Annotated in this window: 12 protein-coding genes; 9 read left to right on the top strand and 3 right to left on the bottom strand. The window is 71.5% G+C overall.

Features of this window, described 5'->3' with window-relative positions:
* Positions 1-15: 15 nt before the first annotated feature.
* The 8 genes from WME83_RS43785 (at position 16) to WME83_RS43750 (ending at position 11595) form a co-directional block, all read left to right on the top strand.
* Positions 16-417: a hypothetical protein gene (locus WME83_RS43785; RefSeq protein ID WP_437315645.1), complete on the top strand. Its 402-nt coding sequence runs from the start codon at positions 16-18 to the stop codon at positions 415-417.
* Complete coding sequence (locus WME83_RS43780) at positions 414-1430, top strand: Gfo/Idh/MocA family oxidoreductase (RefSeq protein WP_437315644.1); 1017 nt, start codon at positions 414-416, stop codon at positions 1428-1430. The genes WME83_RS43785 and WME83_RS43780 overlap by 4 nt, the downstream gene beginning before the upstream one ends.
* Before the next feature lie 222 nt (positions 1431-1652).
* Positions 1653-1991 (top strand): gamma-butyrobetaine hydroxylase-like domain-containing protein, encoded by a 339-nt coding sequence (locus tag WME83_RS43775; protein WP_020740654.1) that lies wholly within the window; start codon positions 1653-1655, stop codon positions 1989-1991.
* Positions 1988-2752, top strand: a complete 765-nt coding sequence (gene yihA / locus WME83_RS43770; RefSeq protein ID WP_437315643.1) for a ribosome biogenesis GTP-binding protein YihA/YsxC — start codon at positions 1988-1990, stop codon at positions 2750-2752. Before WME83_RS43775 ends, yihA begins: the two co-directional genes overlap by 4 nt.
* A 210-nt stretch (positions 2753-2962) precedes the next feature.
* Positions 2963-5551, top strand: coding sequence for an NADH-quinone oxidoreductase subunit L (locus WME83_RS43765; RefSeq protein WP_437315642.1), 2589 nt, complete (start codon positions 2963-2965; stop codon positions 5549-5551).
* Between the two features lie 7 nt (positions 5552-5558).
* Positions 5559-7811, top strand: a complete 2253-nt coding sequence (locus WME83_RS43760) for a complex I subunit 4 family protein (RefSeq protein ID WP_437315641.1) — start codon at positions 5559-5561, stop codon at positions 7809-7811.
* Between the two features lie 3 nt (positions 7812-7814).
* Positions 7815-9335, top strand: coding sequence for an NADH-quinone oxidoreductase subunit N (locus WME83_RS43755; RefSeq protein ID WP_437315640.1), 1521 nt, complete (start codon positions 7815-7817; stop codon positions 9333-9335).
* Positions 9336-9495: 160 nt separating this feature from the next.
* Positions 9496-11595 carry a beta-galactosidase gene (locus WME83_RS43750; protein WP_437315639.1) on the top strand — a complete coding sequence of 700 codons (2100 nt, stop codon included), beginning with the start codon at positions 9496-9498 and terminating at the stop codon, positions 11593-11595.
* 192 nt (positions 11596-11787) lie between these two features.
* Here WME83_RS43750 and WME83_RS43745 read toward each other — a convergent pair whose 3' ends face one another.
* The 3 genes from WME83_RS43745 to WME83_RS43735 form a co-directional block, all read right to left on the bottom strand.
* Positions 11788-12135, bottom strand: coding sequence for a four helix bundle protein (locus WME83_RS43745; RefSeq protein ID WP_437315638.1), 348 nt, complete (start codon positions 12133-12135; stop codon positions 11788-11790).
* A gap of 101 nt (positions 12136-12236) precedes the next feature.
* The gene (locus WME83_RS43740) at positions 12237-13706 is read right to left on the bottom strand and encodes an IS4 family transposase (RefSeq protein WP_437314353.1); all 1470 of its coding nucleotides are present in this window, start codon (positions 13704-13706) and stop codon (positions 12237-12239) included.
* 222 nt (positions 13707-13928) lie between these two features.
* Positions 13929-14759 (bottom strand): TM2 domain-containing protein, encoded by an 831-nt coding sequence (locus WME83_RS43735; protein WP_437315637.1) that lies wholly within the window; start codon positions 14757-14759, stop codon positions 13929-13931.
* 190 nt (positions 14760-14949) lie between these two features.
* Here WME83_RS43735 and WME83_RS43730 point away from each other — a divergent pair, with 190 nt between their 5' ends.
* Positions 14950-16074, top strand: a complete 1125-nt coding sequence (locus WME83_RS43730; protein ID WP_437315636.1) for an AI-2E family transporter — start codon at positions 14950-14952, stop codon at positions 16072-16074.
* Positions 16075-16101: the final 27 nt, after the last annotated feature.

The following is a 16101-nucleotide window of genomic DNA, read 5'->3' as shown; positions in this document are numbered from 1 at the left end:
TATACGCCATCGCGGATGGACTACGGCAAGGCGACGCGGACGCTGCTGCTCGTGGGCACCAGCGCCGTCGCCGCCGGCGCGGTCCTCTGGGTGCAGTCGCGGTTCAACGCCTCGGATCGCAGGGCGGCGCTCGGCATCGTGCAGCAGTACCGGGCGCAGGACGGCCGGAGCGTGCCGGAGGCGATCGGCGCGCGGCACCCGGGCAAGCCGCCCGTCTGGAGCACCGCCACCGAGTCGGCCTGCTTCCAGCACGTCCGCGTGCGCGCGACGATCGAGGGAGACCCGCGCGCCGCGTACGACTTCCTCGTCGACATCAACGGGCCGTCGATCCACCCGGGCAACCGCGAGGGCGAGGCGATCCTCGGCGAGCTCGGGCGCCCGCCGGCCGAGTCCGCCGCCGCGCCGGGGGCGCCGTGAGCGTCCGCGTCGCGCTGCTCGGCTGCGGCCGGTGGGGGGAGAAGCTCCTCCGCGCGCTGTCGGAGAACGCGCGGGCGCGCGTGGTCGCGGTGGCGGACGTCGACCGCGGCCGCCTCGCGCGGGCGCGCGCGCTCGCCCCGCGGGCGCGGCTCGTGCGCACGCTCGACGAGGCGCTGGCCGCGCGCGTGGACGCGGTGGTCGTCGCGACGCCCGCGGCGAGCCACGCCGAGCTCGCGCTGCGCGCGCTCGAGGCCGGCGCCGACGTGTTCGTGGAGAAGCCGCTGGCCCTCTCCGCGGCGCAGGCGGATCGCTGCGCCGCGCGCGCGGCGGCGCTCGGCCGGGTCGGCATGGTCGGCCACCTGCTCCGCTACCACCCCTCGGTGGTGCACCTCGTCGCGCTCGCGCGCGAGCGGCGCCTCGGCGATCTCGTGAGCTTCAGCGCGGCGCGCCTCTCGACGGGCGGCGCCGGCGGCGGGGCCCGCTCGGCGCTCTGGACGCTCGGGCCGCACGACCTCTCGGTGCTGTCGGCGCTCGACCCGAGCCCGCTCGTCGAGGCGCGGGCCCACCTCTCGCCGAGCGGCGAGCATGTCACGCTGTCGGCGCGCCTCGAGAGCGGCCTCACCGCGCAGATCGAGCTCTGCTCGTCGAGCCCGACCAAGGAGCGGCGGCTGCGGCTCGCCGGCAGCGCGCGCGTCGCGCTCTTCGACGACGTGCGCGCGCCCGACCGGCTGGCGCTGCTCGACGCGCGCGGCGCCGCGGCGGGCGCGCTGCTCGGCGAGCGCGCGCACGTCGTCGAAGAGCGCGACGCGCTCGCGCGCATCGTCCAAGAGCGCGAGGTCGAGGTGCCGTGGCGCGAGCCGCTCTCGGTGGAGATCGAGCACTTCCTCCGCTGCGTCGAGGACCGCGCGCCGCCGCTGACGCCGCTCGACGAGGGCGCCGCGGTGGTGCGGGTCCTCGAGCGCGTCGAGGCGACGCTCGCGCCGGTCGAGGCGCGGGCGGCCGCCGCGGGGTAGCCGCGGCCGGCGCGCGCGCGTGGCGCTCGCCGGCGCCGCGCTCGGGAGGGCGCCGCGAGGCCGGCGGCCGAGTCCGGCGGCCCTCGCCGGAACAGGCCCGGAACAGGCGAGGCCAGCGGGGACGTCGCGAAGGCGGGCGCGGCGCATTTTGCGACGAGCTGAGCTCCGCTGCGCTTTGCAGCGCCGGATCGGCGTGGTACTTCCGTGCGCCGGAAGGGTACGATGCCGCAGGATCCGAAGCTCACACCCACGCAGGTCAAGGCGCCGCACGGCGCGCGGGTGATGGAGATCCACTGGGCCGACGGCCACCGCAGCGTCCTCCCGCACGAGATCCTGCGCGGGTACTGCCCGTGCGCGAACTGCCAGGGGCACGGCGGCACGATCAACTTCGTGCCCGGGGGCGATCTGGACGTCCGCGAGATCGAGCAGGTCGGCAACTACGCGCTCCAGTTCACCTGGGGAGACCGGCACGACTCGGGGATCTACACGTTCCGGTACCTGCGCTCGCTCTGCCAGTGCGACGAGTGCAAGCCGCAATTCCAGCCGCCCCGCTCCAAGTGACCGCCCGCCGCCCACCCAAGCCTCAAGCAGCTCCCCCGCCGGCGCGCGCCGAGCGGCAGCTCGATCCGTTCCAGATCGTCGACTCGTCCTTCGTCGCCGGCGCGGCCTCGCTCGCGTCGCTCCCTCCGCCCGCGAGCGCCGAGGTGGCGTTCGCGGGGCGCTCGAACGTCGGCAAGTCGAGCCTCATCAACACGCTCGTCGAGCGCAAGGGGCTCGTCCGGACGAGCTCGAACCCGGGCTCGACGCGGCAGATCAACCTCTACGAGGCCCGGGCGCGCGACGGCGTGGTGTTCCAGCTCGTGGATCTGCCGGGCTACGGCTTCACCCGGCGCTCGAAGGCCGAGCAGGCGGCGTGGGCGTCGCTGATCGAGGGCTACCTGCGCGGGCGCATCACGCTCGCCGCGGTGCTGCTCCTGGTCGACGCGCGGCGGGGGCTCGAGGAGGACGACCTCGAGCTCGTCCGCTTCGTCGAGGCGTCGCGCGACGTGGCGCGCCGTCCCGTGGAGCTGCTCCTCGTGGCGACGAAGATCGACAAGGTGCCCAGCTCGTCGGTGCGGCGCGCGCTGGATCAGGTGTCCGCCGCGGCGCCGCGTGCGGCGAGCGGCGCGCGCCGCCGCGCGGTGGGCTTCTCGTCGATCACCGGAGAGGGCAGGCGGGAGCTGTGGCTCGCGATCCGGCGCGCGACGCTGCTCGGCAGCGCCGCGCCGCAGAGCAGCGGCGCGGCGGGCGAGGACGAGGAGCGGCGGGCGACCGACGGCTGACCTCGCAGCGGTGCGAGGCGCGCGGAGGAGCGGCGTATCTCGCCCCAACGCGGGGCCGATGGAGGTATAGACCCGCCGTCTGATCCTCCATGAACGTGCGGCTCCTCCGGCTTCGCGGGGGAGTCACCAGAGCCGAACGTTCCGCTGTCGCGCCGCGTCTCGCCGTGCAGAGCGCGCGCCAGCCCACGTTCTCACCGGCTGCCCCCAACGATGCCCGACTACACCGGCCAGGTCACGCACGTCCACGCGTCGCTGACGCCGCTCTGGTGGATCCCGCTCCTGCCGCTGCTCGGCGCGGCGACGAATGCGCTCTTCGGCCGCGCGCTGCAGCGGAGCGCGTTCGGCCGCGATCTGTCGAAGCGGCTCCACATCGGGAGCTTCGGCGTCACGCTCGTCGCGGTGGGCGCGATGCTGGGCGCCTTCGCCCTCGGGCTCGCGAACTTCGTGGCGCTCGCCGGGCTCGAGCCGGAGGAGCGCGCCCTCTACAGCTTCGCCTGGCAGATGGTGCGCATCGGGTCGCTCGACGCGAACTTCGCGTTCGTGATGGACCCGCTGAGCGGCCTCATGACGCTGATCATCACCGGCGTCGGCGCGCTCATCCACGTCTATGCCGCGTCGTACATGGAGGCCGAGCCCTCGTACTGGCGGTTCTTCACGTACCTGAACCTCTTCGTCTTCGCGATGTTGCTCCTCGTCCTCGGGGACAACCTCATCGTGATGTTCTTCGGCTGGGAGGGCGTCGGCCTCTGCAGCTACCTGCTCATCGGGTTCTGGTACCGCGACTACGAGAAGGCCTCCGCCGGCATGAAGGCCTTCGTCGTGAACCGGATCGGCGACTTCGGCTTCGTGTGCGGCCTCGCGCTGCTCTTCTGGGGCCTCGGCGCCAGGTGGCTCGACGACGGCCGGTACCTGTCCGATTACCGGGCGCGCTTCATCGCGGTGGCCGCGGAGGCGCGCGCCGGTGACGGCGGCGGCGCCGCCGGGACGAGCGACGCGCCCGCGGGCAAGCCCGGCGAGCGCAGGGCGCCGCGCGCCGGCGCCAAGGGCTACCTCACGTTCACCGGCCACCCCGGCGCGCGCGTGTACCTCGGGATCGCCGACGCCGCGCAGCTCGCGTCGAGCCCGCGGCCGTTCGGCGTGTCGCCCTTCCTCCGGAAGGAGATCGACGCCGGGGCGCACTCGGTGGTGATCGTGCCGGGCGACGGCGCCGTGATCGGGGGCGACGGCGTCGAGATCGCCGCGATCGAGCGGATGCGCGTCGAGCCGGGCAAGGAGGTCGTGCTGGCGACCGTGGGCTCGACGGTCACCTTCCGCGAGATCCACGACCAGCTCGTGATCAAGGACGCGGGCGGCAAGGCGTTCCTCAAGGAGGCGCTCCAGTCGAAGACGGTGTGGGGCGTCTCGCTGATCACGCTGGCGTGCCTCTTCCTGTTCGTCGGCGCGGCGGGCAAGAGCGCGCAGATCCCGCTCTACGTCTGGCTGCCCGACGCGATGGCCGGCCCGACGCCCGTCTCCGCGCTGATCCACGCCGCCACCATGGTCACGGCCGGCGTCTACATGATCGCGCGCCTCAGCTCCGTGTTCTCGCTGAGCCCGGTCGCGGGCGGGATCGTCGCGCTGATCGGGGCCTCGACGGCGCTCTTCGCGGCCACGATCGGCTTCTTCCAGTACGACATCAAGAAGGTGCTCGCCTACAGCACGGTGAGCCAGCTCGGCTTCATGTTCATCGGGGTCGGCGTGGGGGCGTACTGGGCCGCCGTGTTCCACCTGATGACGCACGCCTTCTTCAAGGCGTGCCTCTTCCTCGGCTCCGGCTCGGTGATCCACGGGATGCACGCGGTGGAGCACGACGAGGCCGCGGCGCAGGACATGCGCAACATGGGCGGCCTCCGCCGCGTGATGCCGCTCACGGCGCGGACGTACCAGGTCGCGTGCCTCGCCATCACCGCCGCGCCGATCCCGTTCTTCGCCGGCTTCTGGTCCAAGGACGAGATCCTCTGGAAGGCGTTCGGCACCGAGAACACCGGCCCGATCCCGGGGCTGCTCATCTACGGGATGGGGCTCGCGGCGGCGCTCTGCACCTCGTTCTACATGTGGCGGAGCTACTACCTGACGTTCGAGGGGCCGCACGCCCGCAAGGAGATCAAGACCAAGGTCCACGAGTCGCCGCCGGCGATCACCTGGGTGCTCGCGGCGCTGGCGGTGCTGTCGGCGCTCGCGGGCGCGGTGTTCGGCTTCTCCAGCCACTTCGTCGGCGGCCACGGCGAGCCCCTGCTCGAGGCGTGGCTCCATCCGGTGTTCGCCCACGCGGACGTCTCGTTCCAGCGCCACGGGCTCGGGCTCGAGCTCGCGCTCATGGCGCTCTCCGTCGGCGGCGCGATCTTCACCTTCTCGCGCGCCCGCGCCCGCTACGGCGAGCGGCGTTCGGCGCGCTGGGCGGAGGAGGAGCGGCGGCTCCCGGGCCATCGGCTCCTCTCGAACCGGTACTACGTCGACGAGATCTACGACGCGACGGTGGTGCGCGCCGCCCTCTCGCTGCGCCTCTTCTTCGCCGAGATGGACCGGTGGATCGTGGACGGCATCGTCAACGCGGTCGCGGTCCTGACCCGGGCCGCGGCCTGGGTCACGGGCGCCATCGACAGGTACCTCGTCGATGGGGTCGTGAACCTCGTCGCCGAGGGCACGCTGAGCGCGGGCGCGAAGCTCCGCACCCTGCAGACGGGGCGCATCCAGAGCTACGTCTACTTCCTCTTGGGCGGCGTCGCCTTGATCAGCATCGTTCATTACTTCCTGCGGTGAACGGCGGATGTCGAACCTCTCCTTCGTCAACACGCGCCGCGGCGTCGCCCTCGCGACCGCGGTGAGGTCCACCTCGATGAAGCTCCTGATCCCCCTCCTGGCCGCGCTCTCCGTCGTGCTCGGCGCGGCGTGGCCCGCGGCGGCGCAGGCCCTCGATGCGCCGCCGCCGGAGCCGCGCGGCCAGATCGCGCTGCGCGCCGAGGCGCCCGGCGCACCGGTCGAGCTCGCGGCGAGCGGGCCGGACTACGCCGGCTCGTTCGCGATCGAGAACCGCGGCGACGGCCCCCTGAAGGTGACGCGGGTGATCGTGCGCACGTCGCCCGAGGACCCGCGCGTCCCGCCGGGCGTGAGCGCGGAGCTCGAGGGCGGCGGCACCGCGGCGACCCTCCCGCCGGGCGCGAGCCGGAAGGTCGTGGTCCGGTGGAGGACCGAGGGCGTGCGCGCGCGCGAGCTCTACGGGCACGTCGTCGTCGAGTCGGACGCGGTCGCGGCCGGCGCGGCCGGCGTGCTGGAGACACCGCGGACCCTGGCCATGGGCATCCACGCGGAGCGCGGGCGCGGCCTCGGCTTCGTCGGCGACCACATCCTGTCGATCCTGACGTTCCTGCCGCTGCTCGGCGTGGTCGCGGTCTTCGTCGCGCACCTCCTGCGCTACAAGGACGACCGCAAGCTCCGGCTGCTGACCGTCGTGCTGATGGGCGTGAACCTCGTGCTCGCGGGGTGGCTCTACGCCCAGTTCGACCGGGGCTTCACGCGGGCCGACGGCAACGACGGCTACCAGTTCATCGAGCACGGCGTGTGGATCCGCTCGCTGAACGTCGAGTACTTCGTCGGCGTCGACGGCGTGTCGATCTCGATGGTCCTCCTGACGGCGCTGATCTCGTTCGTGGGCGCGCTCGCGAGCTACAGCGTCCACGATCAGCTCAAGGGCTACTTCGCCATGTACAACCTCCTCGTCACGGGGATGTTCGGCGTCTTCATCGCCCTCGACCTGTTCCTCTTCTTCGTCTTCTGGGAGGTGATGCTCCTGCCGATGTACTTCCTCATCGGCATCTGGGGCGGCCCGCGGCGCGAGTACGCGGCGATCAAGTTCTTCCTCTACACGCTGGCCGGCAGCGTCTTCATGCTGCTCGCGTTCATCTGGTTCTACCTGAACGCCGGCCACACCTACCTGGTCGACGGCCAGGCGACCGAGCGCATCTTCTCCATCCCGGAGCTCTCGCGCGTCGCCTGGGCGGCGCAGGGGCTCGAGATCCTCGGCGTCGCCGCGGTGAAGGTGGTCTGGATCTGGCTCTTCGTCGGGTTCGCCATCAAGATCCCGATGTTCCCGTTCCACACCTGGCTGCCGGACGCCCACGTGGAGGCGCCCACGGCGATCAGCGTGATCCTCGCGGGGGTGCTCCTCAAGATGGGCACCTACGGCATCCTCCGCATCAACTTCACGCTGCTGCCCGAGGCGACGCAGTGGGCGGCGCCGGCCATGGCGGCGTTCGGGGTGATCAACATCCTCTACGGCGCCTTCTGCGCCATGGCGCAGAGCGACCTGAAGAAGCTCGTGGCCTACTCCTCCGTGAGCCACATGGGCTTCACGCTGCTCGCGCTCGGCGCGATGACGCCGCAGGGCATCCAGGCGTGCCTCGTGCAGATGTTCAACCACGGCCTGATCACCGCGATGCTCTTCACCCTCGTCGGCGTGGTCTACGACCGCGTGCACACGCGCGACATCGACAAGTTCGGCGGCCTCGCCTCGGAGATGCCGCTCTACACGGCGTTCGTGGGCTTCGCGTTCATGGCGTCGCTCGGCCTGCCCGGCCTGTCCGGCTTCTGGGGCGAGGCGATGACGTTCATCGGCGCCTTCGCGCGCTACCGCGCCCTCACGATCCTCGCCGCCGTCGGCGTGGTCATCACCGCGGCCTACCACCTCTGGGCGCTCCAGCGGATGTTCCTCGGCACGTTCCGCGCGTCGTGGCGGCAGAGCAAGTACCTCGAGCCGTTCGGCGGGAAGTTCCCGGAGATCAGCGGGCGAGAGCTCGCGACGATCGCGCCGCTCGCGGCGCTGGTCCTCCTGCTCGGCTTCTGGCCGCGCCCGCTCCTCAGCCTCATCGACCGCGGGGCCCTCGAGGTGCACCGCCTCGTCGACAGGCCGGGGCCGTCCCAGATCGCCGGCGCGCCCGGCGTGGACAGCGGCGCGCCGGCCCGCGCGGCCGCCTCGGGGGAGGGCGGCGCGGCGGGCCGGGGCGCCCTCGCCAGCGCCAGATAAGCCGTGGAAACCCGCACCTTCGACAACGTCGCGAGCCTCCCGTACTTCACGCCGGAGCTCGTCCTCATCGCCGCCGCCCTGCTGCTCGTCGTGTGGGATCTCGCGTCGCCGGCGCGCCTCAAGATCGCCGGCCTCGTCGTCATCAGCCTGGCGGCGCTCGGCGCCTCGGGCGGGATGGGCGCGTACTTCCTGGCGACGGGCGCCGGGCCCCACGAGCTCTTCCACGGGATGCTCGCGTTCGATCGCTTCTCCAACCTGTTCCGCGTGATCTTCGCGTTCGTCACCGCGGCGATCGTCCTCTTCGCGGTGCCCCCGAGCGGGCCGGGGGCCGCGCCCGAGCTCCGGCGCGACACGGGCGAGCTCTTCACGCTGATCCTCGTGCTCTCGCTGGGCATGAACCTCATGGCGGCGAGCCGCCACCTGCTGCTCATCTACCTGTCGCTCGAGCTCGTCAGCGTGATCAGCTTCGTGCTGGCGGGCTTCAAGATCGGCGACGCGCGATCGAGCGAGGGGGCGCTCAAGTACGTCATCTTCGGCGGGGTCGCGTCGGGGATCATGCTCTACGGGATGAGCTGGATCTTCGGCATCACCGCGTCGATGCACCTCGGCGAGTGCGCGGCCCGGATCGCCGCGCTCACGGCGGAGCAGGGCAAGGTGCCGGAGGTCGTCTTCGTCGGCACGGCCTGCATGCTCGCGGGCTTCGGCTACAAGATCAGCGCGGCCCCGTTCCACATGTGGACGCCGGACGTGTACGAGGGCGCGCCGACCCCGGTGACCGCGTTCCTCTCGGTCGGGCCCAAGGCCGCCGGCTTCGCGGTGCTGGTCCGCTTCTTCTCGGACGCGCTCGGCGCCGGGAGCGCGCCGCCCGGCGTCGCGACGCCGTGGCCGGTGCTCGCCGGGTGCCTCGCGATGGCGACCATGACGGTCGGCAACCTGTCGGCGCTCGGGCAGGAGAACGTGAAGCGCATGCTCGCCTACTCGAGCATCGCGCACGCCGGTTACATGCTGCTCGGCTTCGCCGTGTTCAGCGACGCCGGCGTCGCCGCGATCGCGTTCTACATCGTCACGTACTGCTTCATGAACGTCGGCGCGTTCATGGTGGTGATGGCCGTGGCCGAGCAGAGCGGCGGGGACGAGACGCTCTCCGCCTTCCGCGGGCTCGGGCGCCGCGCGCCGCTCGTCGCCGCGGCGATGGCCGTGTTCCTGGTCTCGCTCACCGGCCTGCCCCCGATGGCGGGCTTCGTCGGCAAGTTCTATCTCTTCTCGGCGCTGCTCACCGCCGGCGGCCCGTGGCGCTGGGTGATGGCGATCGTCGGCGTGGTGAACAGCGTGATCTCGCTCTTCTATTACGCGCGCGTCCTCCGCGCGATGTACCTCGAGCAGGGCGAGCGCGCCGAGCCCGCAGCCGTGCGGCCGCTGCTCGGCGTGACGGCGTGCGCGCTCGCGGTTCCGACCCTGCTGCTCGGCGTCTACTGGGCGCCCGTTTACGATTTCGTGGCGCGCTCGCTGACGATGCTGCGCTGAGCCCCGCGCGGTCGAGCGAGCGCGCGGCCGCCCTCCTCGACGGCGCGCGTTCGCCCGATCGCACGCGGCGGTATCGATCTCCCTGCGATCCTTGCTAGTGTGCGCGCGCGTGGCCACGACGCAGGACGCGAGCTCTCCAGGGGAACGTTTCACGCGGGGGGTGCGCCTCGTCTCAGGCGGCCTGGACATCGGCGGCAAGCTGGTCCCGCTGTATGCCGGCACCCTGCATTACTGGCGGCTCGACCCGTCGGACTGGCGCGCGTGCCTCGAGGCCACGCGCGCGCTCGGCGTTCACCTGATCGACATCTACGTGCCTTGGGCCGTCCACGAGACCGGTCCGGGCCAGTTCGATTTCGGCCAGCTCGACGTGCGCCGCGACGTCGGCGCCTTCCTCCGCCTCGCGCACGACCTCGGCTTCTACGTCATCGCCCGCCCGGGCCCGCACATCAACGCGGAGCTCACCTGCTTCGGCATCCCCGAGCGCGTCATCTGGGACCCGAGCTGCCAGGCCCGCTCCCCGCGGAACAACCCGGTCGTGCTCCCGATGCTCCCCTACGGCTTCCCGGTCCCGAGCTACGCGAGCAACGCGTTCCACGACGAGGTCGCCCGTTACTTCCACGCGCTCGCCCCGGTGCTCAAGCCGCACCTCTATCCGGACGGGCCGATCGTGCTCTTCCAGATCGACAACGAGGGCGCGCTCTACTTCCGCGACGGCGCGTACGACCAGGACTACCACCCCGACGCGATCGCCCTGTACCGCGACTTCCTGCGCGAGAAGTACCGCACGATCGAGGCGCTCCAGCGCGCGTACGCGCGGCGGGCGGAGCCCGCGCCCGAGGGCGCCGTGGCCGAGGACGCCGGCGCCGCGCTCCTGCGCGCCGTCGCCCGCGAGCGCGCGCCGGCCGAGGAGGGCGACCTGCGGTTCGCCACGATCACGCCGCCGGTCGCGTTCGACGCCGAGGCGCCGGCGGAGCTCGCGCGCCACCTCGACTGGAGCGAGTTCCACGAGCACCTCCTCGAGGTCGCGATGGGCCGCTTCGCGAAGGCGCTCGCCGCGGCCGGCCTCGACGGCTTGCCGACGATGCACAACTTCCCGATGGGCCAGGACGCGACGCCGCTCAACCCGGCGCGCATCTCGCGCGTCGTCGACCTCGTCGGCCTCGACTACTACAGCGTCGCGAGCCCGAGCAGCCGTCAGATCATCGCTCGCCGGACGAGCGAGCTCGCCGTGCGCTGCGAGGCGCTCTCTCTGCCGCCGTTCGCGTGCGAGATGGGCGCCGGCTTCCCGCCGTTCTTCCCGCCGCTCGAGGAGCGCGACAGCATCTTCGTGATGATGGCCGCGCTCGCGTACGGGCTGCGCGGGTACAACATCTACATGGCGGTCGAGCGCGATCGCTGGATCGGCGCGCCGATCGATCCGCACGGCCGCCCGCGCCCGTTCGCCGCCTTCTGGCGGAAGCTCGCCGCGGCCCTCGAGGCCACGAGGTTCCACGCGCTGCGCCGCCGTGCGCCGGTGCGCATCGTCACGCCGCGCACCGAGCGTCGGCTCACCCGGGTGATGCACGCTTTCGGCCCGCTCACCGGTGCGTTCTTCTCGATCATGAACTTCGGGGCGCGCGACCGTTGCCTTGAGGACGACGCGGGTCTCGGCTACCCGCTCGCGGTGGAGCCCGACACGTTCGTGCGCGCGTTCGAGGAGGCGCTCGACGCGCGCGGCGTCCCTTACGCGCACGTGGGGGGCGAGGATCGCGACATCTCGCTCGCCGGGGCGCGCTGGGTCATCTGCGCGACGTCGGGCGGCCTGAGCCCGGATCTGTTCGCGCGGCTCGAGGCGACGGCGGGGCAGGGGACGCTGATCACGCTGGGCCCGCGCGAGCCGGCCTTCGACGGCGCGTTCCGCGCGCTCCCGCAGCCTTACGATCTGCGGCGGCTCCTTGCCCCTGGGCAGAACCTGCCTGCGCTCCTCCAGGACAACCCCGCCGCGGCGGACTCCGCGGTGTCGCGCGCCATCGACGCGCTCGGCCTGCCGACGTTCGCGTGCGATCCGGACAGCGTGTTCGCGACGCTGCACGAGGACGCGTCCGGCGCGCCGCGGGTGCTCTTCCTGTTGAACCCCGGGGACGCGGACGTGGTCGCGCGGGTCACCGTGAGCGCGGCGCGCGCGCGCGACGTGCTGGACGACGCGCACTTCGAGGCGAGGCGAGGGGCGCTGGAGGTGCGGCTCGTTCCGCGCTCGGTGCGGATGCTGGCGCTGGAGTGATGGCGTGAGGGGGCGGGGCGGCCGTTTCGGTGACGCGGGAGGCGCTCGCTGAGAGGCCCGCTCCCGTCTTCGGTCTCGTCGTCTTCCGTCTTCGGTCTCGTCGTCTTCCGTCTTCGGTCTCGTCGTCTTCCGTCTTCCGTGCTCGTCCTTCGTGCGCGTGCGCGTGCGCGTGCGCGACCATATCGCCTTTGCTCACCCGCGGCACATTCTCGTGAGCATAGCGACGATTCGAGCCAGCAAGGTCTTCGCATCTTCCGCCTCAGCAGGCGGCACGAAGCCCGCCACGCGACACACGTCCATCAGCGCGCCGCATTCCATCGCGGAGCCACGGGCTATTGCGTAGAAGCGCGCTCGGTCTGCATTCGCGGGTTTTCCCGAGCCTTCTGCGATGTTCAGTGGCATCGACATGGCTGCGCGTTTGAGTTGCTCACGAAGCTCTCGCTCTCCACGAGGCAGACACGTGACGATGCGAAGTGCGAGGGTCAAGAACTCGATAGAGCGGTGGTAGACGTCCAGGTTTTCGTGATCGAGGAGAGCCATGCTCACGAGATCGTCGCGGGGGCCGGCTCAGTTGCGTGGAAACGGATGACTCTGGGCGGAGAGGGATGAACGGAGCGCGCACGCGCACGCCTGAGGATTGATCACATCTTCCCCATAGTTTGGCGGGAAATCTCGGCCGCGGCATTCCAGCCGGCTTCCAACGTCAACAAGGTTTGCATGCCTCGCGCAAGCGTCTGCCATCCGGGCGCACCGTTCTGCTTGAGGTGACCTCCAAGGCCAGCGACGGCATAGAGCGCGTCGCGCACGGTGGCGCCTTCGGTGGGCATCTTCTTGGGCTGAAACTGCCGTAGCAGCGCCGTTTGCGCTGGGTTGAGCACCTCGTCGGCCGGAGCGTTGGGTCGGAGCCGCGACAGCGCGCGCAGCTGCAACATCTGCCAGGCGATCGGGACGAAGAGGGCCAGCGCGTTCGTCAGACTCTCAAAGCTCTCGAGCTGGCGCGTTTCGAAGGAGCAGCCGGTCTTCAGGGCCTTGAAAAACTCCTCGATGAGCCATCGGGCGCGGTAGTGGTCGACCACCGCTGCGATCTGCTCCTTGGTCTGGATCGGCTCGTTGGTGGCCAGCACCCAAGCTACCGGCTCCTGTCCGGCAGGCGCATCGAGCTCCCGCACGACCACGAGGTTTACCCCGAGCTCGTGGGGCATCTGCTCGGACAGGTACGGCGGGCGCCGCAGCGCCAAGCGCGTGGCGCTGATGCCCAACGTCGCCGGCCGAGCGTGGCGGTCGGGATGCGCGCGCCCCTGCCGTGGCGCAGAGCTGGCGCGGCGTTTGGAGAGCGCGACCTCGCGCTCCAGCTTGATGGGCAGCTCGCCCAGCGCCTCGCTCAGTGGCATCAGGCCGATGTCCTCGAGCGGCTCGTCCTGGTCATCCAGCTCCCACACCAGCCGGTCACGCGCAACGCGTACGACGAAGCGCCGGCCTTGTTGGCTCATCGCGCTCAAGAGCGGGTAGGCATCCGCCTCGCGATCCATCACGTGCACCAGCGAGCAGCGACCCTCGACCGTTCGCTCGACCTCCTCCACTTGCCGCGCCCAGCGGGTGGATTCCTTGTCGTCGATGCGCGCGTAGTCGCCGCCGTTCAGCTTTTTCTTGCGCTGCCCGGACCGCGGCGAGCTCGTGCGTGCCCAGCATTCCAGCCCGATCAGACCGAGCGGCAGGTTGACCGCATCCTCGGCCACCGCCAGCGTCGCGTGCGCAAAGAAGCCGCGCGCTTCGCTGCGGCCACGCAGCGGGCCGAGCCCCTTGCGCTCGACCTCGCCGTCGAACTCGAACTCGGTCGTGTCGTGCACCGCACGGACCGTCCTATGCCCGGCCATGCGTTCGACGGTCTGCTCCGCGTGCGCTCTCACGAGCGCACCATACGCGACGCGTTTGTTGCCGAGGAGGCGGTAGAGCCCCTCCAGCTCCGCGTCCGTCTTCATCGCGTCGGGAAGACTATCCCCAGGGGACTCGCTGAGCCGCGTCACGATCCGGCGGACACGCTCGTGAAGGCGAGCATCGCCCAGCTGTACCGCCTGGAACTCATCGGCGATCGACTGTGCCGCCGCTGACAAACCCGAATTTCTCATCTCCTTTCGGACGCTTGGCGCGGACGAAAAGGATCAAGATGTGCGGGATCTTCAGACGCGCACGCGCACGCGCACGAAGACGAGCACGGAGACGGGAGATGGAGACGGGAGACGACGAGACGGGAGACGGGAGACGGGAGACGGGAGACGGGGAGAGTCCGCCAGCTTCAGCGGCGGGCTATTCTCATCCGCTCAGGTGCAGTCGCCTCAGCGGTCGAACTTCAGCGAGTTGCCCTCGGCGTCGCGGAACCGCCCCATTCCGATCAGCAGCATGTCGATCAGCGACCAGATGCCGAGTCCGCCGCACGTCAAGAGCTTGGCGATGCCGAGCCCGGTCTGTCCCAGATAGAAGCGATCGGCGCCCAGGCTCCCCAGGAAATACGAGAGCAAGAAGACCGTGGACTGGCTCTTGGTCGGGTAACCGACGGGCGCGTCGCGCTTGAGCACGAGGCCCTGGGCATCTCGCATCGATCCGGTGCCGATCAGGATCAGATCGATGAGGGTCCAGAAGCCGAAGCCGCCGCACGTGAACAGCTTCAGGAGGCCGAGCCCGGTCTGGCCGAGGTAGAGGCGGTCGGCGCCGAAGATCCCGAGAAACGCCGCGAGCAGGAAGGCAGTCGCCTGATCCTTGTCGGAGTAGAGCTGCATCGCTCCCGGCTGGGGCTGCCCGCCGCCGTACGCGGGCGGCGGCCCCCAGCCGCCTCCGGGCGGCCCGCCCTGTCCTCCTCCGGGCGGCGCACCCCATCCTGCGCCCGGCGGCGGGTATCCCCCGCCCGGCGGCGGGTATCCCCCGCCCGGCGGAGGATATCCTCCGCCCGGCGGCGAAACTCCCCCGCCCGCAGGCGGGTATCCCCCACCCGGCGGCGGATATCCCCCACCCGGCGGCGGGTATCCCCCTCCCGCCGGCGCACCGCCGCCCGGCGCCACCCCCTGGCCGCCAGGCGGGCTCGACCCCCAGCCTCCTCCATTCCCCCAGCCCCCGCCGCCGTTCCCCCAGCTTCCGCCCCCGGGCGGAACCCCGCCACCGCTCGTGCTCATCTTGCTTCCTCCAGCTGACGCGGCGGTGAAGGCGCCGTCGCCTCCGCGGTCGCCGGCCGAGCTTGACTGTATCGCGGAACCGCCGCGCTGCGCTCGCGGAACGCGGAAATCGCTGGTGGTTGCCGGAGGCCCACCCTACCTTGGCCCCGGAGGCCGCTGAACGCGGCACAACGAGCAAGCGCACCCGGCGATGAACCAAGATACCCAGTCGGATCGATGGCTGTCGTTCGCCCTCCGGGCGGGGCTCGTCGCGCTGTTCTTCTGGATGGTAAAGGGGCTGCTCGTCCCCGTCCTGCTCGGCGGCCTGGTCGCGCTCCTCGTCTCCCCGCTCCAGCGCCGCCTCTCGCCGCGACTCGGCCGCTTCCGCCAGTTCGCCCCCGCGATCTCCACCGTCGGCGTGGTGATCCTCGTGTGCATCCCGCTCGCCGTGATCATCATCGAGGCCTCCGCCTCGATCAGCCGCTTCTTCGCGCGGGACTGGTCCAGCACCATCGAGCGCGTCCAGGGCCTCCTGAACGACGGGCGCCTGACGGGGCTCATGAACAGGGCCGGCCTGTCCGGCGACGACGTCCGCACGTACGTGAGCAACCTGTTCCAGCGGGTGGGCAGCTCGATGGCCGGCTTCGCGGGCGGCATGGTCGCCGCGGTGCCGCAGACGATCGTCGACGCCTTCCTGTTCATCGTGGCGCTCTACTACCTGCTCCGCGACGGCGGCCTCTTGCTGCGCTGGCTGCTCAAGCAGTCGCCGTTCAGGAACGAGGAGACCGACGTCCTCTTCGCGTCGATCCAGGACACGGTGCACGGCGCCGTCCTCGGCCTGCTCGCGACGGCGGCCGTCCAGGGGACGCTCACGACCGTCGCGCTCTTCGTCTGCAAGGTGCCGGGCGCGTTCCTCCTCGGCCTCCTCGCCACGCTGCTCTCGCTCGTCCCCATGATCGGCACCACGCCGGTGACGCTGGGGGCGGCGATCTACCTGTTCGTCATCGGGCGCATCGGCGCCGGCATCGGCATGTGCGCCGCGGCGGTCCTCGTCGGGCTCTCGGACAACGTGATCAGACCGTGGGTCCAGAGCTCGCACGGAGGGATGCACCCGCTCATCGCCCTGCTCGCCATCTTCGGCGGGCTCGAGCTGTTCGGCGCGGCAGGCATCTTCATCGGTCCGGTCGTCGCCGCGATCGTCCTGTGGGCGGTCAACACCCGCTCGAGCCTCTCCGGCGCGAGCCTCCCGATGGGGCCGCTCTCGTCGCGGCCGCCGCCCTCGTTCGGCTCGCCCACCTCGCGGCCGCCGCCGGGCTCTCGACCGCCGCCTGCGTGAGGCGACCGCGCGCCGCGGCCGGCGCGC

The organism is Sorangium sp. So ce385 (assembly GCF_051474135.1).
GTDB classification, from domain to species: Bacteria; Myxococcota_A; Polyangia; order Polyangiales; family Polyangiaceae; genus Sorangium; species Sorangium cellulosum_D.
Note: the sequence above shows the minus strand (reverse complement) of the source record. Positions and strands in the feature narration are given on the sequence as shown.

What these genes read in the sequence shown, in the direction of transcription:
- WME83_RS43785 (WP_437315645.1), top strand. Translation starts at nt 16, where the DNA reads ATGGACTACGGCAAGGCGACGCGGACGCTGCTGCTCGTGGGCACCAGC.
- WME83_RS43775 (WP_020740654.1), top strand. Translation starts at nt 1,653, where the DNA reads ATGCCGCAGGATCCGAAGCTCACACCCACGCAGGTCAAGGCGCCGCAC.
- WME83_RS43765 (WP_437315642.1), top strand. Translation starts at nt 2,963, where the DNA reads ATGCCCGACTACACCGGCCAGGTCACGCACGTCCACGCGTCGCTGACG.
- WME83_RS43760 (WP_437315641.1), top strand. Translation starts at nt 5,559, where the DNA reads ATGTCGAACCTCTCCTTCGTCAACACGCGCCGCGGCGTCGCCCTCGCG.
- WME83_RS43745 (WP_437315638.1), bottom strand. Translation starts at nt 12,135, where the DNA reads ATGGCTCTCCTCGATCACGAAAACCTGGACGTCTACCACCGCTCTATC.
- WME83_RS43735 (WP_437315637.1), bottom strand. Translation starts at nt 14,759, where the DNA reads ATGAGCACGAGCGGTGGCGGGGTTCCGCCCGGGGGCGGAAGCTGGGGG.
- WME83_RS43730 (WP_437315636.1), top strand. Translation starts at nt 14,950, where the DNA reads ATGAACCAAGATACCCAGTCGGATCGATGGCTGTCGTTCGCCCTCCGG.